At 71.6% G+C, this 23,689-nt stretch carries 21 protein-coding genes and 1 pseudogene; 16 read left to right on the forward strand and 6 right to left on the reverse strand.

Annotated features, from left to right (window positions below; translation table 11 throughout):
- Positions 1–34 precede the first annotated feature (34 nt).
- From ABZS42_RS21755 to ABZS42_RS21795, 9 genes and pseudogenes are all read left to right on the forward strand, one after another.
- Positions 35–1,213: a condensation domain-containing protein gene (locus ABZS42_RS21755; RefSeq protein WP_355147964.1), complete on the forward strand. Its 1,179-nt coding sequence runs from the start codon at positions 35–37 to the stop codon at positions 1,211–1,213.
- On the forward strand, positions 1,210–2,541 hold the full coding sequence (locus ABZS42_RS21760; protein ID WP_355147966.1) for an MFS transporter: 1,332 nt from the start codon (positions 1,210–1,212) through the stop codon (positions 2,539–2,541). Before ABZS42_RS21755 ends, ABZS42_RS21760 begins: the two co-directional genes overlap by 4 nt.
- Positions 2,534–3,628, forward strand: coding sequence for a hypothetical protein (locus tag ABZS42_RS21765; RefSeq protein ID WP_355147968.1), 1,095 nt, complete (start codon positions 2,534–2,536; stop codon positions 3,626–3,628). Before ABZS42_RS21760 ends, ABZS42_RS21765 begins: the two co-directional genes overlap by 8 nt.
- On the forward strand, positions 3,606–3,836 hold the full coding sequence (locus ABZS42_RS21770; protein ID WP_355147970.1) for a phosphopantetheine-binding protein: 231 nt from the start codon (positions 3,606–3,608) through the stop codon (positions 3,834–3,836). Before ABZS42_RS21765 ends, ABZS42_RS21770 begins: the two co-directional genes overlap by 23 nt.
- Complete coding sequence (locus ABZS42_RS21775) at positions 3,833–5,041, forward strand: cytochrome P450 (protein ID WP_355147972.1); 1,209 nt, start codon at positions 3,833–3,835, stop codon at positions 5,039–5,041. The genes ABZS42_RS21770 and ABZS42_RS21775 overlap by 4 nt, the downstream gene beginning before the upstream one ends.
- Positions 5,038–6,462: an amino acid adenylation domain-containing protein gene (locus tag ABZS42_RS21780; RefSeq protein ID WP_355147974.1), complete on the forward strand. Its 1,425-nt coding sequence runs from the start codon at positions 5,038–5,040 to the stop codon at positions 6,460–6,462. The genes ABZS42_RS21775 and ABZS42_RS21780 overlap by 4 nt, the downstream gene beginning before the upstream one ends.
- Positions 6,459–7,946, forward strand: a complete 1,488-nt coding sequence (locus tag ABZS42_RS21785; protein ID WP_355147976.1) for an aminotransferase class V-fold PLP-dependent enzyme — start codon at positions 6,459–6,461, stop codon at positions 7,944–7,946. The genes ABZS42_RS21780 and ABZS42_RS21785 overlap by 4 nt, the downstream gene beginning before the upstream one ends.
- Before the next feature lie 615 nt (positions 7,947–8,561).
- A pseudogene (locus tag ABZS42_RS21790) lies at positions 8,562–8,672 on the forward strand (DUF389 domain-containing protein); the annotation flags it as partial.
- A 157-nt stretch (positions 8,673–8,829) separates the two neighbouring features.
- Positions 8,830–9,078: a DUF389 domain-containing protein gene (locus ABZS42_RS21795; RefSeq protein WP_355148012.1), complete on the forward strand. Its 249-nt coding sequence runs from the start codon at positions 8,830–8,832 to the stop codon at positions 9,076–9,078.
- Positions 9,079–9,144: 66 nt separating this feature from the next.
- On the opposite strand, the gene ABZS42_RS21800 is transcribed toward ABZS42_RS21795, so the two are convergent.
- The 5 genes from ABZS42_RS21800 to ABZS42_RS21820 all read right to left on the reverse strand — a co-directional run bounded on the left by ABZS42_RS21800 (position 9,145) and on the right by ABZS42_RS21820 (position 12,726).
- Complete coding sequence (locus ABZS42_RS21800; protein WP_355147978.1) at positions 9,145–9,612, reverse strand: SAM-dependent methyltransferase; 468 nt, start codon at positions 9,610–9,612, stop codon at positions 9,145–9,147.
- A gap of 190 nt (positions 9,613–9,802) precedes the next feature.
- Entirely contained in the window at positions 9,803–10,522 is a 720-nt protein-coding gene (locus ABZS42_RS21805; protein WP_355147980.1) for an SDR family oxidoreductase, read from the reverse strand.
- Between the two features lie 11 nt (positions 10,523–10,533).
- Positions 10,534–11,343 (reverse strand): helix-turn-helix domain-containing protein, encoded by an 810-nt coding sequence (locus ABZS42_RS21810; protein WP_355147982.1) that lies wholly within the window; start codon positions 11,341–11,343, stop codon positions 10,534–10,536.
- Between the two features lie 112 nt (positions 11,344–11,455).
- On the reverse strand, positions 11,456–11,932 hold the full coding sequence (locus ABZS42_RS21815) for a dihydrofolate reductase (RefSeq protein WP_355147984.1): 477 nt from the start codon (positions 11,930–11,932) through the stop codon (positions 11,456–11,458).
- The gene (locus tag ABZS42_RS21820) at positions 11,929–12,726 is read right to left on the reverse strand and encodes a thymidylate synthase (RefSeq protein WP_355147986.1); all 798 of its coding nucleotides are present in this window, start codon (positions 12,724–12,726) and stop codon (positions 11,929–11,931) included. The genes ABZS42_RS21815 and ABZS42_RS21820 overlap by 4 nt, the downstream gene beginning before the upstream one ends.
- 160 nt (positions 12,727–12,886) lie before the next feature.
- Between ABZS42_RS21820 and ABZS42_RS21825 the strand changes: the two genes are divergently transcribed.
- The 3 genes from ABZS42_RS21825 to ABZS42_RS21835 all read left to right on the forward strand — a co-directional run bounded on the left by ABZS42_RS21825 (position 12,887) and on the right by ABZS42_RS21835 (position 15,963).
- Positions 12,887–13,426: a PadR family transcriptional regulator gene (locus tag ABZS42_RS21825; RefSeq protein WP_355147988.1), complete on the forward strand. Its 540-nt coding sequence runs from the start codon at positions 12,887–12,889 to the stop codon at positions 13,424–13,426.
- Positions 13,427–13,493: 67 nt separating this feature from the next.
- Positions 13,494–14,198 (forward strand): ABC transporter ATP-binding protein, encoded by a 705-nt coding sequence (locus ABZS42_RS21830; RefSeq protein WP_355147990.1) that lies wholly within the window; start codon positions 13,494–13,496, stop codon positions 14,196–14,198.
- Position 14,199: 1 nt separating this feature from the next.
- A complete protein-coding gene (locus ABZS42_RS21835; RefSeq protein WP_355147992.1) occupies positions 14,200–15,963 on the forward strand; it encodes an FtsX-like permease family protein in 1,764 nt (587 codons plus the stop codon).
- Between the two features lie 94 nt (positions 15,964–16,057).
- Here ABZS42_RS21835 and ABZS42_RS21840 read toward each other — a convergent pair whose 3' ends face one another.
- Positions 16,058–18,694 (reverse strand): tetratricopeptide repeat protein, encoded by a 2,637-nt coding sequence (locus tag ABZS42_RS21840; protein ID WP_355147994.1) that lies wholly within the window; start codon positions 18,692–18,694, stop codon positions 16,058–16,060.
- A 344-nt stretch (positions 18,695–19,038) separates the two neighbouring features.
- Between ABZS42_RS21840 and ABZS42_RS21845 the strand changes: the two genes are divergently transcribed.
- From ABZS42_RS21845 to ABZS42_RS21860, 4 genes are read left to right on the forward strand one after another with little or no spacing between them, the layout of a single operon-like run.
- Entirely contained in the window at positions 19,039–20,163 is a 1,125-nt protein-coding gene (locus tag ABZS42_RS21845; RefSeq protein ID WP_355147996.1) for a Gfo/Idh/MocA family oxidoreductase, read from the forward strand.
- Positions 20,160–21,662 carry a sugar ABC transporter ATP-binding protein gene (locus tag ABZS42_RS21850; protein WP_355147998.1) on the forward strand — a complete coding sequence of 501 codons (1,503 nt, stop codon included), beginning with the start codon at positions 20,160–20,162 and terminating at the stop codon, positions 21,660–21,662. Before ABZS42_RS21845 ends, ABZS42_RS21850 begins: the two co-directional genes overlap by 4 nt.
- Positions 21,659–22,684 carry an ABC transporter permease gene (locus ABZS42_RS21855; protein ID WP_355148000.1) on the forward strand — a complete coding sequence of 342 codons (1,026 nt, stop codon included), beginning with the start codon at positions 21,659–21,661 and terminating at the stop codon, positions 22,682–22,684. The genes ABZS42_RS21850 and ABZS42_RS21855 overlap by 4 nt, the downstream gene beginning before the upstream one ends.
- A complete protein-coding gene (locus tag ABZS42_RS21860) occupies positions 22,681–23,685 on the forward strand; it encodes an ABC transporter permease (RefSeq protein WP_355148002.1) in 1,005 nt (334 codons plus the stop codon). The genes ABZS42_RS21855 and ABZS42_RS21860 overlap by 4 nt, the downstream gene beginning before the upstream one ends.
- Positions 23,686–23,689: the final 4 nt, after the last annotated feature.

Genomic DNA, 23,689 nt, shown 5'->3' on the forward strand with positions numbered 1-23,689 from the left:
GGTGACCACCCATCCCCGCGAAGCTGGAGGATTCATGCGGATTCAGGGCACCTACCCGCTCACCATGGGGCAGCTCTCCATGTGGAAGGCCCTCATGGTGCGCCCACCCGAGCAGCTGTGGGAGTCGAATCTCGATCCCGCGTGGCCGATCCCGGCCGGGGTCACCGTGGAGCAGGTCCGGCACGCCCTCACCGCGCTGGCGGTGCGGCACGAGTCGCTGCGCACCGTCTACCGCCCGGCCGACAAGCCCGGCGAGGTGCGCCAGGCGGTCCTGCGCGACCCGCTCGTGCGGTTCGCGGAGGCGTCCGTCCGGGAGCCGTTCGACCTGACCGAGCAGCCGGCCTGGCGGGCCTGGGTCCGCACCGCCGACGACGGGTCACCGCAGGTCCAGCTGGTGATCCACCACATCGCGGCTGACGGCGCCGCGGTACGGACCCTGGAGTCCGACTTCTACGCCCTGCTGCGCGACGAGCCTCTCCGTGCCGCCCCCACACCTCGTGAACTGGCCGAACGGCAGCGCAGCGACGCGTTCCGGGACAGGTTGACCGCGGCCGGTGAGTACCGCCGGCAGATCGTCACCGCCGTGCCCCGGGTACCGGTGTCCCGAGGTGCACTGCTGCGGGCGTACGCCCACACGGGCATCCCGTACGGTGCGGCCCGCCGCGCGGCACAGCACCTGCAGGTGACCCTGCCCAACCTGCTGCTCGCGGTGTACGCGCGGGCGCTGGCCGCCACCACGGGGGCGGCGGACCAGCTGCTGTGGCAGTTGTCCGCGAACCGTCTGGAGCCGTCGGTACGGCGGCTGGTGTCGTCCATGACCCAGTGGGTGCCCATGCTGGCCTCCTGCGATCCCGACGGCCCGCTCGGCCCGGTGGCCCGCGAGCTCAACGTCGCGGCGGTACACGCCATGCGGCACGGCGTGTACGACCCGTTCGCCGCCGGCCCCCACGACTTCGACCACGGCAGCTACTTCACCTTCATTCCCGCGCCGGACGACGCCGACCCCGAGCCGTCCGAGGTCACGCCCGGCCGCATCGAGTGGCTCCCACCCCGCGCGTACAGCGGGGCCAGCTTCTACCTGGTGGCGAGGGCTTATCCGTCGGTGCAGCTCACCCTGCGGGTGATGCGCGACGGGTACGGGCGAGCCGATGTGGAACGGTTCCTGACCGCCATGATCGATCTCCTGCGGTGCACCGTCGAGGACGCCCGATGAGCGCAAGCCTGTGGCGGAACCGCGACTTCATGGTGCTGTGGTCGGGCCGGACCCTCAGCGAGGTCGGTGACGCCGTCTCGCTGCTGGTCATTCCGCTGCTCGCGGTGACCGTCCTGGACGCCTCCGCGGTGGAGGTCGGAGTCCTCAGTGCCACCCGGATGGTCGCCTACCTGTTCCTGTCCCTGCCCGCCGGGGTCTGGGTGGACCGGATGCGTAAACGCCCGGTCATGGTGGCCTGTCACCTCGCCCGGGCCGGGCTCGTGGCAACCGTCGCGGTCGGCGCCTGGGCCGGCTGGGTCACGATGGCCCACCTCTGGATCGTGGCGCTGCTGTCCAGCGTCTGCACGGTGTTGTACGAGACCGCGCACCAGAGCTTCCTGCCGGCGGTCGTCCCCGGCGGCCAGCTGCTCGACGCCAACGGCAAGCTCGCCACCACGTACTCGGTCTCGCGTATCGCCGGGTACAGCGCGGGCGGCGTCGTGGCGTCGGTGCTGGGTGTGGCGCGTACGGCGGGCATCGACGCGCTCGCCTACCTGGTCAACGCGGTGTCCCTGCTGTTCATCCGACGCTCAGAGGAACCACCGGTCGCGACGCGGCGGCCGGACTTCCGACGTGAGCTGGCCGCCGGGCTGTCCTTCGTGTTCCGCCATCCGATCATGCCCAGGCTGGTGGCGGCCTCGGCGTCGCTCAACCTGTTCAGTCAGATGATCTTCGCGCTGGCCGTCCTGTACCTGGTGCGCGACCTGCACCTGAACGAACAGGCCGTCGGGGCGGTGATGGCGCTGACCACGCTGGGTGGGATCGCCGGCGGCCTGCTGTCCGCGCGGCTGGCGCGCCTGGTGGGCACGGCACGGATCATCTGGATCGCCCCGCTCGGGCTCGGCTGGACGGTACTGCTCGTGCCGGCCGCCCAGCCCGGTTGGGGTCCGATCGCCTACACGGTCGGCATGGCCGGCATGGGCGCGCTGTTCGCCATCTACAACGCCGCCGCGGTCAGCTACCGGCAAGGGGCGTGCCCGCCGGAACTGTTGGGGCGGATGACGGCCTCGGTCCGGTGGGTGATCTTCGGGGTGATGCCGGTCGGAGCCCTGGCCGGCGGCCTGCTGGGCAGCTGGCTCGGGGTACGGCCGACGCTGTGGATCGCCGCGGCCGGCGTGTGGGCCTCCGGCCTGTGGCTCTACTTCTCGCCCCTGCGGCTGGAGCGCGACCTGCCCGACGGCACCCCCTTAGTGGCCGCCGCGCCACCGCCGACCCCGGAGCCGGCCCGGCGCGAGCAGGTACCCATCGACATGGCCGGGAAGGCCACGGGAGGAGGACGACGTGCATGACCAGCCGTTCGGACAGCGCATCCTGTCCTGGGCGGGCGCACCGGCGGAAGTCGACCGGTTCGTCGCACTGGGCGGGATCCGGCTGCCGGCAGAGCCCGACCTCGCCGCGTTGCGGCAGGCCCTCGACGCCCTCGTCGCCCGGCACCCAGTACTGGGGGAGGGGCCGGTTCCGCTGCGAACAGTCGACGACGTGTGGGCGGCGGCAGCCGCCGGCCGGTACCCGCCCGACGCGCGATGCCTGCTCTGGGCGTACCTGGCCGGTACCGAACTGCTGCTCGTGGCGCACCACAACGTCTCCGACCCGTGGTCGATGCGGCTGCTCGTCCGCGAGGTCCTGAAGCCGGGAAGCGGACCGGCGCCCTCGTACTACCACCACCGCGCCGCCACCCACCCGCCGCACCGGGTCACCCGATTCACGCCGTTCTGGAACCGGATGCTCACCGACGTCCCGGCGCTCGCCCCGGGTGCGCGCGGTGAACTCGGCACGGCGGAGATCCGGGCACCGAGCGGCATCACCCAGGAGCGGGCGGGCGCGGTCGCCCGGGCCGTGCGCAGCACACCGTTCGTCGTACTGTTCACCGCGTTCGCGCGGGCCCTCGGCCCGCTCTGCCAGGGCGAGACGGTCATCCCGGTGCTCACCCACGGCCGACGCAGATCCGACTGGGACACCGTCGGGCTGTACATGAACGTGCTGCCGGTACGGCTCGGCCCGTCGACCGTGGGCGCGGTGCATCACGCGTTCGCCGAGGCGTACGCCAACGAGATCCCGTTCCCGCTGCTGCTGGACGCGGTGCCGCAGGCCGACGCGTTGTTCGCCGACGGCGGACCGAGTCTGGCCCAGTTCGAGGTCATCCAGGTGCCCGACGGCGCGGGAGTCGAACCGTTGACGATCCCCGGCGGGCTCGGCCTGGGCGGGCCGGTGCTGCCCGTCAACGGGCTGGCGTTCTGGCTCGAACCGGGCGCGGCCGGCAGCTACACCGCCTGCCTGCGCTACCGCCGCTCCTACCAGGACGCCGAGATGCGCGCGTTGCTACGGCGGTTCGTCGACCGATGGGAGGAGATAGATGCCCACGCGACCCGAGCTTGAGGCGATGTTGACCCGGCTGTGGAGCGAGAAGCTCAACATCACGCCGGTCGGCGTCGAGGACAACTTCTTCGCCCTCGGCGGGGACTCGCTGCTCGCCGCCGACCTGCTGATGGACCTGTACGACGAGTTCGGCATCGAGGTCGACGCGGCGGTGCTGTTCCTCAAGCCGACCATCGCCGAACTGGTCGACGAGGTGCTTGCCGCATGAGCACCCCGCCGTGCGGCCACACCCGCCCCCCGGGCGGCGCCCGCCTCGCCGACCCCGCCCTGTACGGCGCCGGAGACCCGCACGCCGTGTGGCAGGCGCTGCGCCGTTCGGATCCGGTCGGCTGGCAACCGGTCGACGACCGGTCCGGCTTCTGGGCGGTCACCCGCTACGCCGACGTCAGAGCCGTCCTGGCCGACCATGCCGGATTCACCTCCACCGGCGGGGTGATGCTCAGCATGATCGGCCGGCCGGAGCCGGCGCAGGACCAGCAGTTCGCGGCGAGCGATCCGCCGCGACACGGACTCATCCGCGGGCCGCTGCAACGTCAGATGACCGGCCGCACGGTGGCGCGGCACGCACCGGCCATCCGCTCCTTCGTACGGGAGATGCTCCGCCCGGCCGGCGGCGACCTGGACTTCGCCGAGCTCACCTCGACCCTGCCGCTGGCGTTCCTGGGGCCGCTGATGGGCATCCGGGCCGCCGACTGGCCCGACCTGGCCCGGTGGGTGTCCATGTCGGTGGCCGAACACGACCCGGACGTCATGCTGCCCGACGGCCCGTCCGCGACCCTTGAGCGCGGCCACCGGGAGCTGTTCGCCTACCTGTTCAACCTGCTGTTCGAGCATCGGCGGCACCCGCGCGGCGACCTGGTGGACGTGCTGGGAGCCATGCCGCTGCGTCCCGGCGCCGTCGTGGCCAACTGCTACAGCGTGCTCCTCGGCGGCGCCGCCGCCATCCCGCACGTGCCTCGCGTGGCGCTGGCCGAGCTGATCCGCCTCGGGCGTTACGAGGAGTGGGCCCGGCAACCCCAGCGCATCGACCGCGCGGTCGAGGAGGCGCTCCGGTTCGCCACGCCGGCCGGGCACTTCATGCGACTGGCCACGCGGGACATCAGCGTCGGGGGTGTACCGGTCGCGGCGGGCGAGCCGGTCGTGGTGTGGCTCGGGTCGGCGAACCGCGACGAGGCCGTCTTCCCCGACGCGGACACGCTGCACCCGGACCGCCACCCGAACCGGCATCTGGCATTCGGGGACGGGCGGCACTACTGCCTGGGATCGGCGTTGGCCCGGATGACGTTGCGCATCTTCTTCGAGGAACTGTTCGCCACGTTCTCCTCCTTCGAGCCCGCCGGCGAGCCTGAGCGCGTCCGGTCGGCCTGGCTGCACGGGATCAAGCGGATGCCGGTCGTGGGCAGGCGACGGTGATCCCCGAGGCGCTGGCCGCCCAACTGGGTACGCGCCGGGAGGCGCCGGCCGTGGTGGATCCCGAGCAGGCCCTGACGTACGCGGACCTGGACGGCCTGAGCAGTGCGGTCGCCCTGCACCTCGAACAGCGGGGAGTGACCGCCGGTGAGCCGGTGATCGTGCACACCCGGCTGTCGCGGTGGGCCGTCGTGGCCATGCTCGGGGTCCTGCGGGCGGGAGCGCGGTACGTCCCCGTCGACGCGGCGTTCCCGGCGGCCCGCCGGGAACTGATGGCCTCGGCCGGCGGTGCCCGAGTCACCCTCACCGAGGAGCTGCTGGCGTCACTGCCGCCGGCCTCCTGCTCGCCCTGGCGGGACGGGCCGGACGCGTACACCATGTTCACCAGCGGCTCGACCGGCGTGCCGAAACCGGTCACCGTGTCGAGGGCGGCGCTGAGCTACTCGACCAAGGCCCGTCTGGAGTACTACGGCCCCCCGCCGCAGCGGTTCCTGCTCTGCTCGTCGATCTCGTTCGACAGTTCCGTCGCGGGCATCTACTGGACGCTGTGCACCGGCGGCACCCTGATCATCCCGAGCGACCGGCCGTTCGACGTACGGGCGCTGGCCCGGGCCGGCGCCGCGTACCGGCCCACGCACACGCTGATGGTGCCGTCGCTCTACCGGTTGGCGTTGCGGTCGCCGATGCCCAGCCTCTCCACCGTGATCGTGGCCGGCGAGAGCTGCCCGCCCGGCCTGGTCGACCTGCACTACGAGCGGATGCCACACGCGGCGCTCTACAACGAGTACGGGCCCACCGAGTGCACCGTCTGGAGCACCGTGCACCGGTGTGTGGCGGGGGAGGACCCGGTACCGATCGGACGCCCGATCCCCGGTACGACCATTTCCATCGACGACGGCGAGCTGTGCATCTCCTCGCCCGGAGTGGTGTCCGGGGGCCCCGTGTACCGCACCGGCGACCGGGTCAGCCTGGGCGCCGACGGCCTGCTTCGTTACCACGGGCGCGTCGACGAGCAGCTCAAGGTCGGCGGCATGCGCATCGAACCGGCCGAGATCGAACACGCCCTGATGTCCCATCCGGCGGTGCTCGTGGCCGGCGTCGGCGTTCCGTACCAGGGCGTCGCGTTCGTGGTCTGCGCCGAACCGGTGGCGCCGAAGACCCTGCGCGCGCATCTGCTCGACCGGCTGCCCGCCGTCGCCGTGCCCACCGTGTTCGAGCAGGTGCGGCGGCTGCCCACCCTGCCCAACGGCAAGCTGGACCGGAGCGCCCTGAGCCGGATCGGCCCGGCGGGGGTTGGCCCGACCGGTCGGGCTACTGCGCCGGCGCCGAATTACGACAGACAGGTTACATCGACGTCGTGCGATCCTCGGGAGGTGAGCGCCGACGGCTCGACCCACCGACCGGATTGGCCGCACCCCACATGACAACCGAGGAACACGGATCCGCGGCACCTCCCGGCACGCGTATCACGGCGACCACCGCGTACGCGCGCACCACCCGCATCGACGAGCTGCGCGCCACCGAGTATCGCCACCTCGACCGCGACGGCCGGGTCTACCTCGACTACACGGGGGCCGGGGTGGTCGCACGGGCCCAGATCGTCGCCCACCACGACCGGCTGCTCAGCGAGCTGTACAGCAACCCGCACTCGGAGAACCCCACCTCCGAAGCCGCCGGCTCACTCGTCGAGTCGGCTCGGCACGCGGTGCTCGACTTCTTCCGCGCCGACCCGGCCGAGTACGCGGTCATCTTCACTCCGAACGCCAGTGGCGCCTGCCGACTGGTCGGCGAGGCGTACGACTTCGGCCGCGGCCGCCCACTCGTGCTGACCTGGGACAACCACAACTCGGTCAACGGCATCCGGGAGTACGCCCGCGCAGCTCACGCGCCGGTGCGCTACGTACCACTGACCGGGCCCGAGCTGCGGGTGGCCGAACCCGACGTGATCGCCGCGCTGACCACCGCCCGAGGCAGGCTCACCGGCCGCTCCCGGCGGCGCGGCTCCGGCAGTTCGGGGCTGTTCGCGTACCCGGCACAGAGCAACTTCACCGGCGTGCAGCATCCGCTGACCTGGGTGGACCTGGCCCAGCAGCACGGCTACGACGTGCTGCTCGACGCCGCCGCGTTCGCACCGACGAACCGGCTGGACCTGAGCGCCGTCCGGCCGGACTTCGTCTGCCTCAGCTGGTACAAGCTCTTCGGCTACCCCACCGGAGTGGGGGCGCTGCTCGCCCGGCGCGACGCGCTGGCCCGGCTGCGCCGCCCCTGGTTCGCCGGCGGCACCATCCGCGCCGTCAGCGTCCAGGGCGACTGGCACCAGCCGATGGGCGACGAGTCGGGGTTCGAGGACGGCACCCTCAACTTCCTCAGCATCCCCGACGTGGAGTTCGGGCTGAGCTGGCTCGGCTCGATCGGCGTCGACCTCATCCACACCCGGGTCGACCTGCTCACCAGGTGGCTACTGGAGCAGCTGACCGCGCTGCGCCACCGCAACGGTCAACCACTGGTGCGGCTCTACGGGCCGACGACCGGAACCGCCCGCGGTGGCACGGTGGCGTTCAACTTCCACCAGCCGGACGGCTCGCTCGTCGACGAGCGGCTCGTCGCAGTCGAATCGTCGACGGCCGGTCTCGCCCTGCGTACCGGGTGCTTCTGCAACCCCGGCGCGGCCGAGGCCGCCTTCGGCATCGACCGGGACCTGCTCCGCGACACGATCCGCACCCGCCCCGAAACGATCGACCAGCACCTCGCCACGTTGCGGCTGCCGACCGGCGGAGCGGTACGGGTGTCCTTCGGGCTGGCCTCGACCGCGGCCGACGCCGAACGCTTCCTGGCCTTCGCCGAGTCGACCTACCTGGACCGCAACGGCCCCACCGACATCCGGCTGGCACCCCGGATCCGCTGCTGACGTCGGTCACCTGCCGGCATGGACGCTCGATCGTCCTACGTTCGTCTCCGCGTCTCACGACCATGGCCGTGCTCGTTCGCATCGCACGCCCCGGCCTGCGGTCCGTACCTGCCGCGCATCGGGCAGTAGAGTCGCGACGGCTGGACCGGCAGGAAGGACGGCCAGCCGATCGAAGGGGAGAGCGTGCTGCACTTGAGGGTGATCGCGACGCCGGATCGGTCGGCGGCGGTCGCCGATCTGCTGGCCGCCGAACGTGGCGTGACGCATCTGGTGGTGCTTCCTGGCGCCGCCCGCCAGCCCGCCGGTGATCTCATCACCTGCGACGTGGTCCGGGAGAGCGCGGACAGTGTGTTGCAGGGGCTGCGACGGCTGGGCGTGGAGGCGCAGGGCGGCATCGCGGCCGACGACGTCGAGTTGGCCATCTCGGTGGCCGCCGACCGCGCGGCGCGGGAGGCGCCCGGCAGCGGCGCCGACGCGGTGGTCTGGGACGAGATCGCGGCGAAGACCGGTGAGCAGACCGAACTGAGCGGCACCTACCTGGTCCTGATCATCGTGGCCACCATGATCGCCGGGATCGGTGTGCTGCTCGATCAGCCGATCCTCATCGTCGGTGCGATGGTGGTCGGCCCGGAGTTCGGCCCGCTCGCCGCGATCTGCGTGGGGTTGCTGCGTCGCCGGTTCGACACCGTGTGGCGGTCACTTCTGGCCATTGTGGTGGGTTTCCTCGCCGCCATGGTGGCCACGGTGCTGAGCACCTGGGCGCTGACCGCCATGGGACTGGTCAACCGGGGGATGTTGCTGGCCGATCGTCCGCTGACCGATTTCATCTGGCGCCCGGACGTCGCTCTCCTGGGTGGTGGGTCTGCTGGCCGGAGTCGCCGGCATGCTCTCGCTGACTTCGAAGAAGTCCGGCAGCCTCGTCGGTGTGCTGATTTCGGTCACGACGGTCCCGGCGGCCGCGAACGTGGCGGTAGCCGGGGCGTACGGCGTCTGGGACGAGGCGGGCGGCTCGGCCGTCCAACTGGTCATCAACGTGTGCGCGATCGTGCTGGCCGGGCTGCTCACTCTCGCCGTGCAGCAGCTCGGGTGGTGGAACCTGGCCCGTCGTTCCCGGCGTCGGCCTGCTGCGTGAGCAGGACGGATGGTGTGTTTCGAATCCCCGTCGCCACCAACGGCTCTCGGCCGGGAGGCGCGCGCCTTACGGCTGGAAGTACTCCGACATCAGGCGGCTGACCCACTCCGGCTGCTCGACGTTCGCCGGCAGGAACTCCGCCATCACGGGCTTCACGTCGATGACCGGGGTGCCGGAGACCGCGTCGAGGCCCACCACCGTCAATTCGCGGCCGTGGACGGATTCGATGGCGCAGCACGTCACCCCGATGCGGTTCGGTCTACGCGGGCCGCGTCCGGCGAACACACCGACGGGCGGGAGATCGGGACGGCCGCGGTTGGGACGGGGCTCGCGGTAGTCGCCGTGGTCCGGGAACTGGTCGAAGACGAAGAGGATCTCCACGTGGGAGAAGCCGTCCAAACCCTGTAGGCAGGCATCGCCGAAGCGCTCGTCAATGGTGATCGTGCTGCGGACGGCTCCCCAGTTGTCCGTGTGTTGAACGTCCGTCCTCTCGTTCTGGACGGTACCTATGGGGGTGATCTCGAAGCTGAGCATGGTTCCTTCCGTGTCCGCACCAGTGTCGGGCCATCAGCGCGTCCTCGGCCATCGCCGTGACGAGTCGGGAGGTGGCATCGGTGATCGACAGTACTGTCGTATGGCAATCGATCACCTCCGCTGAACAGGCGCACGCAAGGACCGTCGAGCTCAACCCGGGCTCGCCGGTTGCAGCGACCTCCGGCTTCCCTCAAAGGAGCAGGCCCCCTGTCGCGCGGATGTTCTGACCAGTGATCCACTGCGCGTCGGGGCTGGCGAGGAAGGCGGCAACGGCCGCGATGTCGTCGGGCTGGCCGAGCCGTTGCAACGCGGTGAGGGCGGCGGTTTGGGCCAGGGCTTCCGGGGGGTTGACGGCGCGCAGCAGGGCGGTCTCGGTCGCGCCGGGCGAGATCGTGTTGATAGTGATGCCGCGGCCGCCGAACTCTCGTGCGGCGACTGCGGTGAACTGTTCGAGCGCGGCTTTGCTGGCGCAGTAGAGGGAGTGGCCGGGTGCGGGCACCACCGTGTTGAGGGTGGAAATGTTGATGCCGCGGCCGTTGTCGCGCAGCATCGGCGCCGCCTCGCGCATGGCCAGCACGGGGAATTTCGTGTTGACCGTCAACACCCGGTCGAGCTCGTCTTCGGTGATTTCGGCGATCAGCATTCGGGGATTGACTGCGGCGTTGTTGACGAGGATGTCCAAGCCGTCGCGAACCAGCTGGAACATTGCCGAGATGCTGCTGAGCTCTTCCTGATCGGCGCGGACGGCGATCGTGCCCGCGAGTTGGCTGACGAGGTCGTCGGCGGCCGTCTTGTTCTCCTTGTACGTGAACACGACCGTTGCGCCTTCTCGGGCGAGTCGACGCACGATCGCCCGGCCGATCCCCCGCGAACCGCCGGTCACAAGTGCTGTCTTGCCGGTGAGCTGCATGCCCGGGGACGCTACCGGGAGGCGAGTTCCCGGTCTTGAAAGAATGCGCACAGCTCGGTCGGCGTCAGGCCGGACATGGCGCGGATCTCACGGTTGAAGTGCGGCTGGTCGGCGTATCCGCAGTCGACCGCCGTCCGCGACAGACCGACGGACCTGGTGAGCATGTGCACGGCGGTTTGAAAGCGCGCGATCCTGGCGACAGTTCCGGGCGACAGGCCGATCTCTCGCTGGAACCGGAGCTCGAGGTTGCGTCTGCTGACGCCTAGCTCGTCGGCCAACGCGCTGATCCAGGGCCGATTCGCGGACCGCTGGAGTCGCCACCACGAATGCATCGTCAACCCGTCCGGCTGCTGGGCGCCGGCAAGCCGAGCGGTCAGGTACTCGTCCAGCACCGCGAACCACGTCGGCCGGTCCGGTGCCTCCCCAAGCCGCTCGGCCAACTCCACCTCCCGATGGCCGAGGACATCCGCCAGCCCGAGGGTGCCGCCGACGATTTCCCGCATCGGTACGCCGAGGAGCGCGGTCGCTCCGGCCGGCGTCAATCCGATCGAGACACCGTCACCCCAAGCAGTCTGTTCGACGATGGGGCTGCTCCGGGGCCCGGTGATCACCCTGCTCGGCCCGGCGAAGTCGACGATCATCGTGACCAGGTTCATCGGCAGGACCCGGTGCCGCACGGCTGCTCCCGAGCCGGAACGGAAGACCCCGTAACCCACGACATACGGTCGCAGCCGCGGATGCGGGAGACTGGCGCTCGTCTCGCAGGGCTCGGGATGAACCCGCACCGGTACGGAGTGCACGTGGCTCACAACAGCCATCATCCACGCATCGACGGCCGGTACGAGTCGCAATGGCACGTCGATGCCGTTACCTTCGGCGACGACTCCGCCTGAGACGCTTCAGGTGCCCCCGTCGCCGGAACCCCTCGGATCCTCAGCCCGGTTGCTGGCCTCGCTCCCAGGTCAGGAACCGGTAGTGCAGCCCGGTCGACGACTCCTGCCAGGCCCCGACGGAGTCCGCCGGGCGCCCGACGTCCGGCGCGTACGTGTCCCCGTCGAAGAGCTCCCGGATCTCGGTGACCACGATCCGGTCCGCGAGCGGCAGCGCCGCCCGGTACACCGCCGCGCCACCCATCACCCACACGTCCCCGGAGACCGCGGCGAGCGCCTGCGGCAGGTCGGGGAACGTCTCCACGCCCTCCTGTGGCGTACGGGACAGTACGAGGTTGCGCCGGCCCGGCAGCGGCCGGAACCGCGGCGGCAGCGACTCCCAGGTGCGCCGGCCCATGATCACAGTCGCGCCCGAGGTCAGCTCGCGGAAGTGCTTCAGGTCCTCCGGCAGGTGCCACGGCAGCGCGCCGTCGCGGCCGATGACACCGTTGGCCGACTGCGCCCACTCGACCCCGATCACACCGCCACCGGTGCCTTGATGCCGGGGTGCGGGTCGTAGCCGGCGAGCGTGATGTGCTCGTAGGTGTAGTCGAACAGGCTGTCGGTCGGCTTCAGGCTCAGCGTGGGGAACGGCCGCGCGTCGCGGGCGAGCTGCGTGCGGACCTGCTCCTCATGGCTGTCGTAGATGTGGCAGTCGCCGCCGGTCCAGACGAAGTCACCGACCTCGAGGCCCACCTGCTCGGCGATCATGTGCGTGAGCAGCGCGTAGCTCGCGATGTTGAAGGGCACACCGAGGAACAGGTCGGCGCTGCGCTGGTACAGCTGGCAGGAGAGTTTGCCGTCGGCGACGTAGAACTGGAAGAACGCGTGGCAGGGCGGCAGCGCCATCCGCGGAATGTCGGCCACGTTCCACGCGGACACGATGATCCGCCGAGAGTCCGGGTTCTCACGCAGCGTCCGCAGCACCTCACTGATCTGGTCGATGTGCCCGCCGTCCGGGGTCGGCCAGGAGCGCCACTGCACACCGTAGATCGGGCCGAGATCACCGTCCGGTGCCGCCCACTCGTCCCAGATCGTGACGCCGTTCTCCCGCAGCCACGTGACGTTCCCGTCGCCGCGCAGGAACCACAGCAGCTCGTACGCGATCGAGCGGAAGTGGACCTTCTTCGTCGTGATCAGCGGGAAGCCGTCGGAGAGCCGGTAGCGCAGTTGGTGGCCGAAGATCGACCGAGTGCCCGTGCCGGTGCGGTCCTCCTTGCGGGCGCCCGTGGCAAGGACGTGGCGGAGCAGGTCTTCGTACTGGGTGTCCGGCATGTCCGCGAGCCTAGCGCCGACCTTCGGTTGTGCGATCACCTCCATCCCCGTGCCGCACGTCACGAGCCGGTCATCGGCTCGGTCCGCTGCACCCCTTCCTTGGATTTGACAGCATGATGGATAACCGTTATCTATTGTCGGTCGACGGAGGGGTGCCGGAGTGCAGGACGTGGTGCTGGCGATGCTGGCGAAGGAGCCGGCATACGGCTATGAGCTGCGTAGCCGGATACGTGGCGCGCTCGGCCCGCTCGGCGAGGCGATGAACGCTGGGCAGATCTACGTGACGCTGGCCCGGCTGGCCAAGGCGGGGCTGGTGACCTCGGAGCGGGCGGAGGGGCTGCCGGACCGGCCGGACCGGCGGGTGTACGCGTTGACTCCGGCCGGACAGCAGCGGGTCGCCGCGTGGCTGACCGAGGTGAGTTGGCCGAAGCCGGACCTCAGTGAGTTCCATCTCAAGCTGGTGGCTGCCGCTGCTGCCCGGCTGGCCGATCCGCTGGCCCTGGTCGATGCACAGCGGCGCGAGCTGCTGCGTCGGCTGCGGGATGCCCAGCGGGCTGCGTTGGAGCGGTCGGTGGATCCGGTTGTCGGCTTGTTGTTGGAGGGGGTCGTGCTGCGGCTGCGGGCCGACCTGGAGTGGCTGCAGGCGTGCGAACGCATGTGGACCGAGCGCGGCCGGACGTCACGAAAGGTGGAACCATGACCGAGCGAAGCGAGGGCGTGCGCGGTGGTGCCGCGTGAGCGGGTCGGCGCTGTTACGGGCACGAGGCGTGACCAGGTGGTACGGCCGGGGAAGCGCCCTGGTCCGCGCGGTCGACGAGATCGACCTGGACGTGCCGGCCGGGCAGACGCTCGCGATCATGGGTCCCAGCGGTTGCGGGAAGTCGACCCTGTTGCACCTGCTGGGCGGGCTGCAACGCCCGACCGACGGCGAGATCTGGCTGGCCGAGCATCGGGTCGACGGGATGAGCGAACGGGCGCTGGCTCGGCTGCGGCGCCAGCACGTCGGCTTCGTCTTCCAGTCGTTCCACCTCATGGACGAGCTGACCGCGGTGGAGAACGTCGAGCTGGCCGCCTTGCTGGCCGGGCAGTCTCCGCGCCGGGCTCGCCAGCGCGCCATCACTCTGCTGGACCGGGTCGGGCTCGCCGACCGCGCCAAACACCTGCCGTCGGCGTTGTCCGGCGGGCAGCGGCAGCGGGTCGCCATCGCCCGCGCGTTGAGCAACGAGCCGCTTGTCGTGTTGGCCGACGAACCCACCGGGAACCTGGACAGCGCTGCCACCCTGGACGTGCTGCGACTGTTCGAGGAGCTGCGCCTCGCGGGGCAGACCTTGGTGGTGGTCACTCACGACGCGCGCATCGCCGCGGTCGCCGACCGAGTGATCTCCATGCGGGACGGCTCGTTCGCCGACGACAGTCGGCTCACCGGCACCACCACCACCGCTACCGGCACAGTCTACGGCGGGCGGCGCTGACATGAGCGGACGTCTGTTGCTCGTGTGCCGGCTGCTGGTGCGGGACCTGCGCCGGCGCCGGACCGAGTCCGTACTGCTGCTGGTCGCCATCAGCGCCGCGGCCGGCACGCTGGCCCTCGGCCTCACCCTCAACGAAATCGCCGACCGGCCGTACCAGCGGACCCGGATCGCCACCGCCGGCCCGGACGTGATCGCGACACCCCGGGCCACCGGTCAGGCCGCCCTGGACGAGCTCGCACCGATGGCCACCGCGGCCGGCGTCACCGATCACAGCGGCCCCTTCCCGATCGCGTACCTGACGATGACGGCAGGTGGCAAGTCCGCGCACGCCGTCGTCGAGGGCCGGGACACCGCATCCGTATCGGTCGACCGGCCCGCCGTGACCGACGGCACCTGGGTACGCCCCGGCGGCGTGGTCGTCGAGCGCTTCTTCGCCGACGCCCTCGGCATCCGCACCGGCGACACGGTCGACATCGACGGCCATCCGCTACGCGTGACCGGGACCGCGGTCACCGCCGCGAGAGCGACGTATCCGTACGCCGGGTGGCACTACTCCGGCAGCATCCTGGTCGAGCGCGGCGGCCTGGTCTGGGTCGACCACAGCGACATCACCACGCTCGCCGGCGAACAGCCGCTGTCCTACACCTTGAACCTCAAACTCGCCGACCCGGCGGCCAGCACCACGTACACCGTCAGCGAACAACTCACCACCTGGCAGAGGATCAGCAACCTCAACGGCCTGTTGTACAGCGACGCGCGGACGGTGCTGCTCGTCGGCAGCTGGCTGCTCACCGGCCTTGCGCTGGCCGGCGTCGCCGGCATCGTGGCGGGCCGGATCATCGGCCAACGCCGCCGGGTAGGGCTGCTCAAGGCCGTCGGCGCCGGACCGGCCATGATCGCCGCCGTCCACCTCGCCGAATACCTCGTCATCGGGTTCGTCGCCGCCGCCGCAGGCCTGGCCGCCGGCTGGTTCGCCGCACCCGTGCTGATCCGTCCCAGCGCCGGACTCATCGGCTCCGTCAACACCCAGCCCCCCGCGCTGCGCATAGTGGTCGCCGTCACGGCCCTCGCCCTCACGATCGCAGTGGCGGCGGCTCTGGCACCGGTGGTGCGCGCCGCCACCACCAGCACCGTTCACGCACTGGCCGACGCCGCAACGCCGCCGCGGCGCCGGCGGTGGCGCATCTGGCTGTCACGACAGCTGCCCACCGCCCTGCTGATCGGAGTGCGCATCAACGCGCGCCGGCCGCGCCGCGCCCGACTCGTCATGGTGAACACCCTGATCACCACGGCCACGCTCGTCGCCATCCTCATGGAGAACACCCAAGTGGTGCACTTCGACCTCGGTTACACGCAACTCGCCGATCCCCGGTGGGAACGGAGCGAGCAGGCCATGCTCCTGCTCACCGTCGTGCTGTGCATCCTTGCGCTCATCAACGCCGTGGTGAGCACCTGGACGGCGGTACTCGACGCCCGGCAGCCGCTGGCCGTCGCGCGGACGCTCGGTGCCACACCCGGGCAGGCCGGCGTGGGCCTGGCGGCAGCGCAACTGCTTCCCGCCGTACCCGGCGTCGCCGTGGGGATCCCGACCGGCATCGGGCTCGTCGCGTCCCTCAGCATCGACGAGGTCCCGTACCCACCCGTTTCCTGGCTCCTCGCCGTGGCACTCACGGTCCTGCTCGCCGTCGCCGTACTCACCGCCGTCCCCGCGCTGGCCGCCACCCGACGCTCGGTCGCGGACGCTCTTCGGTCCGCACCGACCTGACCGACCGTCGACGGTCCGCGGCCGCTCACCACACCGCCCGGTAGCCGCCGCGAGCGGCCTGGTCCGGTCAGCGCGCGCTCACCGAACTTGATGGCTACGCGTCATCGGGTGTCGCACGGGCCGGTGTCCCGGTCATGGCCAGGGCCTCACGTAGCCGGGCGGACGCCTGCGGGTCCAGCCCGTCGAGCCGGGCCAGCGCCTGCCGCCAGTGCTGGCGGGCCGCGGCACGGTGCCCGAGGCCGGCGTGGGCGTCGCCCAGGACCTGCAGCGCCAAGCCGGTGCCCCGCTGGTGCTCGTAGCGTCGGCAGATCTCCAGCGACTCGCCCGCGCGTACGATCGCGGTCTGGTGCTCGCCGGAGGCCAGCAGTGTCTCGGCGAAGTTGACCAGCGCCTGGGCCTCACGTAACGGATCGGTGCCGCCGTCGCCGACGGCGAGTCCCGCCTCGTGGCAGGTGACGGCCCGCGCGTAGTCCCCGAGGGCCCGGTGGACCAGAGCCAGGTTGTCGAGCACCGACGCTTCTCGGTGCCGTTGACCGAGTTCCCGGCGGATGAGCAGCGCGGCCTGCAGGTGGTGCAGGGCGCCGGTCAGGTCGCCGCGGTCACGCAGGGCGTTTCCGAGGTTGTTCAGGATGGCGGCTTCCCCGCTGCGGTCACCGAGTTCGCGCTGGACGGTCAGGCACCGTTCCAGCAACGGGAGGGCCTCGTCGAGCCGCCCCTGCCGCAGCAGCGACACGGCGACGATGTTGAGCCCGGACGCTTCGCCCGAGCGGTAGCCGACTCGGCTCGCCGCGGTGACCGCGAGTTGACCGAACTGCTGCTGTTCGGCGATGTGTCCGGCGTAGTCGAGGAACTTGGCTGCGACGAGGGCCAGGTCGCTGACCTCGGTGAGGGTCCGTCTGGCGGCCGTCTGCTGGCGGGCGATCAGCAGCAGGTTGGTGTGCTCCCGCTCGAACCAGGCCCAAGCGTCCGTGGTGTCGCCGAGCGGCGGGCGGGGACGCGCCGGGGCGGGCGGCTCGCCGACGCCGAAGCCGAAGGTGTCCTGCGAGTAGAGCAGCCGGGCGGCGTGGATGGTAACGGCGAGCAGCCATCCGGTCAGGCTGCGGAGCGCCTCCTCCCGGTCGGCCGGGTCGTCCACCGTTTGCGCCTGCTCCCGGGCGTAGAGCCGGACGATGTCGTGGAACCGGTACCGGTCGCCCCCGGCGGACTCGACCAGGTGCGCGTCGGCCAACGCGTCCAGCGCCCGCTCGACGGCGGTGACCGGCAGGCCGGCCAGCGCCGCGCAGCCGTACGGGGTGAAATGCGTCCAGTTCGGCAGTGCGGCGAGCCGGAAGATTCCGGCGGCTTGCCGGCGATCGCTCTGCGGTGCTTCCGCGAAAGCCTGGTATCCCAGGTGCAGGCTGGCCCGCACGGACAGGTCGCCGACTTCCAGCACGTCCAGCCGCAGGCCCTCGTCGTCCACCCGCTCGGCGAGGCCGGTGAGCGAGGCGTCCGGCCGGGCCGCGGCGCGGGCACCGACGATCCGCAGCGCCAGCGGCAGCCCGCCGCACCGGCGGACCACCGTCGCGGCCGCAGTGGGCTCGGCCTGCACCCGTTCGATGCCGGTGAGCCCGGCGAACAGGGCGAGCGCCGCCTCTTCGGGTAACGGATCGAGATGGATCCGGGCCGTCGTGTCGAGGTCGGGGAGCATCCTCCGACTCGTGATGATCGTGGTGCATCCGGGGCCACTGGCCAGCAGCGGACGGACCTGCGCCGCTGAGGCGGCATTGTCGAGCACCACGAGCACGCCCCGTTCGGCGGTCAAGGTGCGGAGCAACGCGGACGCCTCGTCGAGCGAGGCGGGGACGACGGGCACGCCCAGCGCCCGCAGGAACCGGCCCAACACGTCAGCCGGCTCGGCCGCCGCGATGCCGCCGGCGGCCCCGCGCAGGTCGGTGTAGAGGCAGCCACCGTCGTAGCGTCCGGCGAGCCGGTGCGCGACGTGCAGGGCGAGCGCGGACTTGCCGACCCCGCCGGCCCCTTCGACCAGGCAGACCGCCGCGTCGGCCTCGGCCGAGGCGAGCAGCCGGCCGATCTCCGCCGAGCGGCCGACCATCAACGGCGGCGCCGGGGGCAGCTGATACGGCACGGGTGCGTCCGGCCCGTCGTCCGCGGGCGGTGCCTCGTCGGCGGTCGGGCGGGGCAGCCCACGCAGTACGGTTCGGTTCCGCGTTCCGGCGGGTCCGTCGGCACGTCCCCGGGGCGGGCCGGCGGGGCTTGTCTCGGCTCCGGCGGGAACCAGGCGCAGGGCGGTGGAGCCTTCCGTGTGCGACGCCGGTCCGGCCTCCTCGGCGCCCGGCGCGTCGGAGCCGCCCGCCCGGCCGATGCGGGTGGACCGGCCGGCGGGGGTCTGCCCGGTCCGGCGCGGTGAACGCCCGGGTGGGGCCGCCGCGGGCTTCGTCGCGGTACGGGCGGCGGCCAGTTGGCCCCATACCGCCAACCACGCCGTCACGCGGTCGTCCGGCACACCGCAGGCGCGTAACAGGGCCGACACCAGGTCACGGCGGGGCAGTGTCGACCGGCCGAGCATGGTCGCCAGGGTGCTCGCCGGCAGCACGTCCCCGGTGCGCTGTGCCCGGCGGGCGATCTCGCGGTAGGCGAGGCCGGACTGGTCGCGGACGCGACGTAGCAGCATGACGTACCGCTCGGGGCTGCTCGCGGTGGTCGGGTCCACGCCGAAGTCGGCGGACGTCATTGTGTGCCCTCACGTCAGATGTAGGCGCCGGGGGCCGGGGGAGTGCCGGGCGGTCTGGCAGGGTGCGTCAAACGGTACAGGTCCGTACGAGCGATGAATACCACAAAGTGCAGAGTGGACGGTCCTGTCGCGGGCTGCCTGGTCGTCGGGGAACGTCCGCTGCGGACTCCGCACCGCGTGCGATGGCGGCACTGCCCTCCGGTGTGGATCATTCCCTCATCCGAGAACGAAACGGGATGTTACGTCGACGGGTGCGAGGACTTTCGCCGCCGATCTTCTAACTATCCGCGATACCGACATGACTTTTGGTTGACCATGGCATAAGTGGTCGTTACCGTCGACGCATGTCTATGGCCGATCTGGCAACGACGTCCGATGGGCTCGAATCCGAGCAGCAGACGCTACGCGTCGCGCTCGTCGGCGCGGGGTTCATGGGGCAGGTGCACGCGGAGGCGGCCCGGCGCGCCGGCGCGAGCGTCGTGGGAGTGGTGGCCTCCCGGCCCGACCGCGCCGCCGCCGCGGCGCGGGCCACCGGCGCGGACGAGGGCTACCCGGACCTCGCCGCCCTGCTCGACCACGCCGAGGTCGACGTGCTGCACGTGTGCACCCCCAACGCGTCGCACGCCCCGGTCGTCGCCGCCGCACTCGCCGCCGGCGTGCACGTCATCTGCGAGAAGCCGCTGGCGACCGGGAGCGCCGAGGCGGTGGCGCTCGTCGAGGCGGCCGGTGACCGGGTGACGGCCGTCCCCTTCGTCTACCGCTTCCACCCCATGGTGCGCGAGCTCAAGGCCCGGCTGGCCGCCGGTGAGGCCGGCGTGCTGTCGAGCGTGACAGGTGGCTACCTCCAGGACTGGCTGTCCCGTCCGTCCGACGACGACTGGCGCGTCGACTCCGCGCTCGGCGGCCCGTCACGTGCCTTCGCCGACATCGGCTCGCACTGGTGCGACCTGTTCGAGTTCGCCACCGGTGACCGGATCAGCCGCCTGTCCGCCCGCACCGCGGTCGTGCACGAACGCGCTCCCGGGAACCGGACGCCCACCGAGGACCTGGCCGCCGTGCACTTCACCACCACCGCCGGCATGGTCGGCACACTGGTGGTGTCGCAGGTCGCCGCCGGGCGCAAGAACCGCCTGCAGCTCGAACTCTCCGGCACCGAGGCGAGCTTCGGCTTCGACCAGGAGGACCCGGAACGGCTGTGGATCGGCCGGCGTGACGGCGGCCAGACGCTGCTGCGTGACCCCGCGACGTTGCACCCCTCCGCCGCGCGTTACGTCCGGCTGCCGGCCGGGCACGCACAGGGCTACCAGGACTGCTTCGACGCGTTCGTCGCCGACACCTACCGGGCGGTGCGCGGTGAGGAACCGGACGGTCTGCCCACCTTCACCGACGGCCTGCGCGCCGTCCGGATCACGGACGCGGTGCTGGCCTCGGCGGCCTCGGACGGCGCGTGGACGCGGGTGCCGGCATGACACCCGTCCCGACACCACGCGTACGGCTGACCGGCATCAGCAAGTCCTTCCTCGGCGTACCCGTGCTGCACGGTGTGGACCTGGACCTGCGCGGCGGCGAGGTGCACGCGGTGATGGGCGAGAACGGCGCGGGCAAGTCCACGCTGCTCAAGGTGCTGGCCGGCGTGCACCGGCCCGACGGCGGCACCATCGAGGTCGACGGCGCCCAGGTGTCCTTCGCCGGCCCCACCGACGCGCAGCGCGCCGGCATCGCGATCATCCACCAGGAGTTCACCCTGCTGCCGCACCGCAGCGTCGCCGAGAACGTCTACCTCGGTCGTGAGCCGGTACGGCGGATGCAGGTCGACCGCCGGCGAATGGTGGCCGACACCCGCAAGCTGCTGGACTGGCTCGGCGAGGACGGGATCGACCCGACCGCGGCGGTGGCGTCGCTGTCGGTCGCCCAGCGGCAGGTCGTGGAGATCGTCAAGGCGTTGTCGACCGACGCGCGGGTGCTGGGCATGGACGAGCCGACCGCCGCGCTCGCCGACCACGAGGTCGAGCTGCTCTACGACCTGGTCCGCCGGCTCCGCGAGCGGGACATCGCGATCCTCTACGTCTCGCACCGCATGCGCGAGGTGTTCGACCTCTCCGACCGGATCACCGTGCTCAAGGACGGCCGGCTCGTCACCTGCGCCCCGACTCGCGACCTGAGCCCGGACGACCTCGTCCGCCACATGGTGGGCCGTGACCTGGGCGAGTACTACCCGGACCGGGCCCGCTCCGAAGACCTCGGACCCGTCCGTCTCGCGCTGCGCGGCGCCGGCAACGCCCGCGTACGCGACCTGGACGTCGAGGTACGCGCCGGGGAGATCGTCGGCCTGGCCGGACTGCAAGGGTCGGGCCGATCGGCACTCGCCCGCGCGGTCTTCGGCGTCGAACCGTTCACCGCGGGCAGGCTGGAGGTGGACGGAGTGGCGCAGCGGGTGACCCGACCCCGCGCCGCCGTGCGCCTCGGGATCGCGATGGTCACCGAGGACCGCAAGGGAGACGGATTGGCGCTTCGCCAGTCCGTACGCGACAACACGTTGCTGGTGCGCCGCGCCGCGCTGCGTGGTCCGCGCGCCCGCGTCCGCTCCGACGTCCCGGCTTTGCTCGACCTGGTCAACGTGGTGGCCCGCGGCGAGCACCAGGAGGTGCGCTTCCTGTCCGGCGGCAACCAACAGAAAGTCGTCCTCGCCAAGTGGCTGGCCGTCGAACCGGGCGTGCTGCTCGTCGACGAACCGACGCGCGGCATCGACGTCGGCGCGAAGCGGGCCGTGCACGAGCTGCTGCGCGACCTCGCGAAGCGCGGCGTCGCGGTGCTGATGATCTCCTCAGAGCTTCCCGAGCTGATCGGAATGAGCGACCGGATCCTCGTCATGCACGACGGTGCGCTGGCCGGTGAACTGCCGGCCGGCGCGAGCGAGGGGGACGTGATGGCACTCGCCACCGGGCACCGGACAGGCGCGGCGGCATGAGCGCCCTGCGGGAGAGGGCCGCGCCGGCCGGCCGGACGGCCATCCGGCCCGGAGTGCGCTCGCGGCTCACCCCGGTCGTCATCGTCTACCTCGCGCTGGTCACCCTGCTCGTCGTCGGCAGCGTGCTCGTCGGGATGCGCGGCGAGGTCCTGCTCGACCAGGCCGGCATCCTCAACATCCTCACCCGGTCCACCGCGCTCGGCCTCGTCGCGATCGGCCAGACCATGGTGATCCTCACCGGGTCCCTCGACCTGTCCGTCGCATACCTGATCGGCCTCACGTCGCTGCTCGCGGCCGAGACGATGGCCGGACAGAACGGCATGGTGGTACCCGGCGTGCTGCTCGCGCTCGCCGTCGCCGCGGCCGTCGGGCTGGTCAACGGACTGGTCATCACCGTTCTCAGGGCCAACGCGTTCATCGCCACCCTCGGCGTGGCGCTGATCCTGCGCGGCTACCTCGAGAACAACTACACCGGCCCGGCCGGCGACGTACCACGCAGCTTCCAGCACCTCGGCTACGACCGGATCGGACCGCTGCCCGTCGCGGCGCTGCTCATGCTCGCCGTCGCCGCACTGGCCTGGTGGTACCTGTCGCGGACCCGCCCCGGCTACCACATGTACGCCGTCGGCGGCGACATCGAGGTGGCCCGGCTCTCCGGCGTACCGACCCGCCGGGTCGTCGTCACCGCACACGTGCTCTGCTCGGTCGCCGCCGGCCTCACCGGGATCTACCTGGCGAGCCGGCTCGGCTCCGGCGCGCCGTACGTCGGCACGGACGCCGGCTACGACCTGGAGTCCATCGCCGCCGTCGTGCTCGGCGGGACCCTGCTCGCCGGCGGCCGTGGCGGCGTCGTCGGCACCATCGGCGGCGTGCTCATCCTCGCCACCCTCGACACGATCTTCGACGACCTCGCAGTCGACCCGTTCTTCAAGGACGTGGTACGCGGCGTCGTCCTGGTGACCGCGGTCGCGCTCTACGCCCGCCGCATGACGGCCGACCGCAACCGGGGGAGGTTGGCATGACCTGGCGTCCACGCCTGGCCGAGGGCACCGCCCCGGTGCTCGTCGTCCTGCTCGTCCTGCTCGTCGGCCTCGCGATCGCCGGCCCCGCCTACGACGAACCGGCCGGATACCTGGCGCTGCTCAAGCGCGCCGCGCCACTGATGATCCTCGCCATCGGGCAGTACTTCGTCATCGTCTCCGGCGGCTTCGACCTGTCGGTGGGCGCCCTGGTCACCGCCGGGGTGGTCATCGCCGCCCGGCTCATCGACGGAGACGAGGCGGCGACAACCTGGGTGATCCTGCTCGTGCTCGGATTCGGGCTGCTGGTCGGCCTGGTCAACGGGCTGATCACGACGAAACTGCTGGTTCCGTCGTTCATCGTCACCCTCGGCATGCTGCTCGTGCTCGACGGCGCGACCTTCCTGTGGACCGACGGCGCACCCCGCGGCGCGCTGTCGGCCGGGTTCCGGACGTTCGGGCGCGGCGCCCTGGACGTACCGGTGCTCGGCGAGGTCCCGTGGTCGGTGCTCATCCTGTCGGCGATCCTGGTGGCCGCGGCGCTGTTCATGCGCAGCGGGACCGGCCGGGCGCTGGTCGCGGCCGGCGACAACGAGGCCGCCGTGCGGCTGTCCGGCGGTCAGGTCGACCGGCTCAGGCTGCTCGGGTTCGTCCTCTCCGGACTGCTCGCCGCCGTCGCCTCGATCCTGCTCGGCGGGTTCGCCGGTGTCTCCGCGCAGGTCGGCAACGGCCTGGAGTTCCGGGCGATCACCGCCGTCGTGCTTGGCGGCGTGCTCCTCGGCGGCGGGCGCGGCTCGGTGGTCGCGGCCGCCGCCGGCGCCCTGTCCCTGGAGGCCCTGTTCACGCTGCTGAACCTGCTCGGCGTCAGCGGCGCGCTCGAATCGGCCGTGCAGGGCCTGATCATCATCGCCGCCGTCGCCTACGCCTCGCTCGGCGGCGGGCTGCGGCAACGGCTGCGGTCACGACCGCAACAACGCGACACCGCGCAACCCGCACCCTCCTGAAGTC

Source organism: Micromonospora sp. NPDC005367 (assembly GCF_040606825.1).
In the GTDB taxonomy this organism is placed as follows: domain Bacteria; phylum Actinomycetota; class Actinomycetes; order Mycobacteriales; family Micromonosporaceae; genus Micromonospora.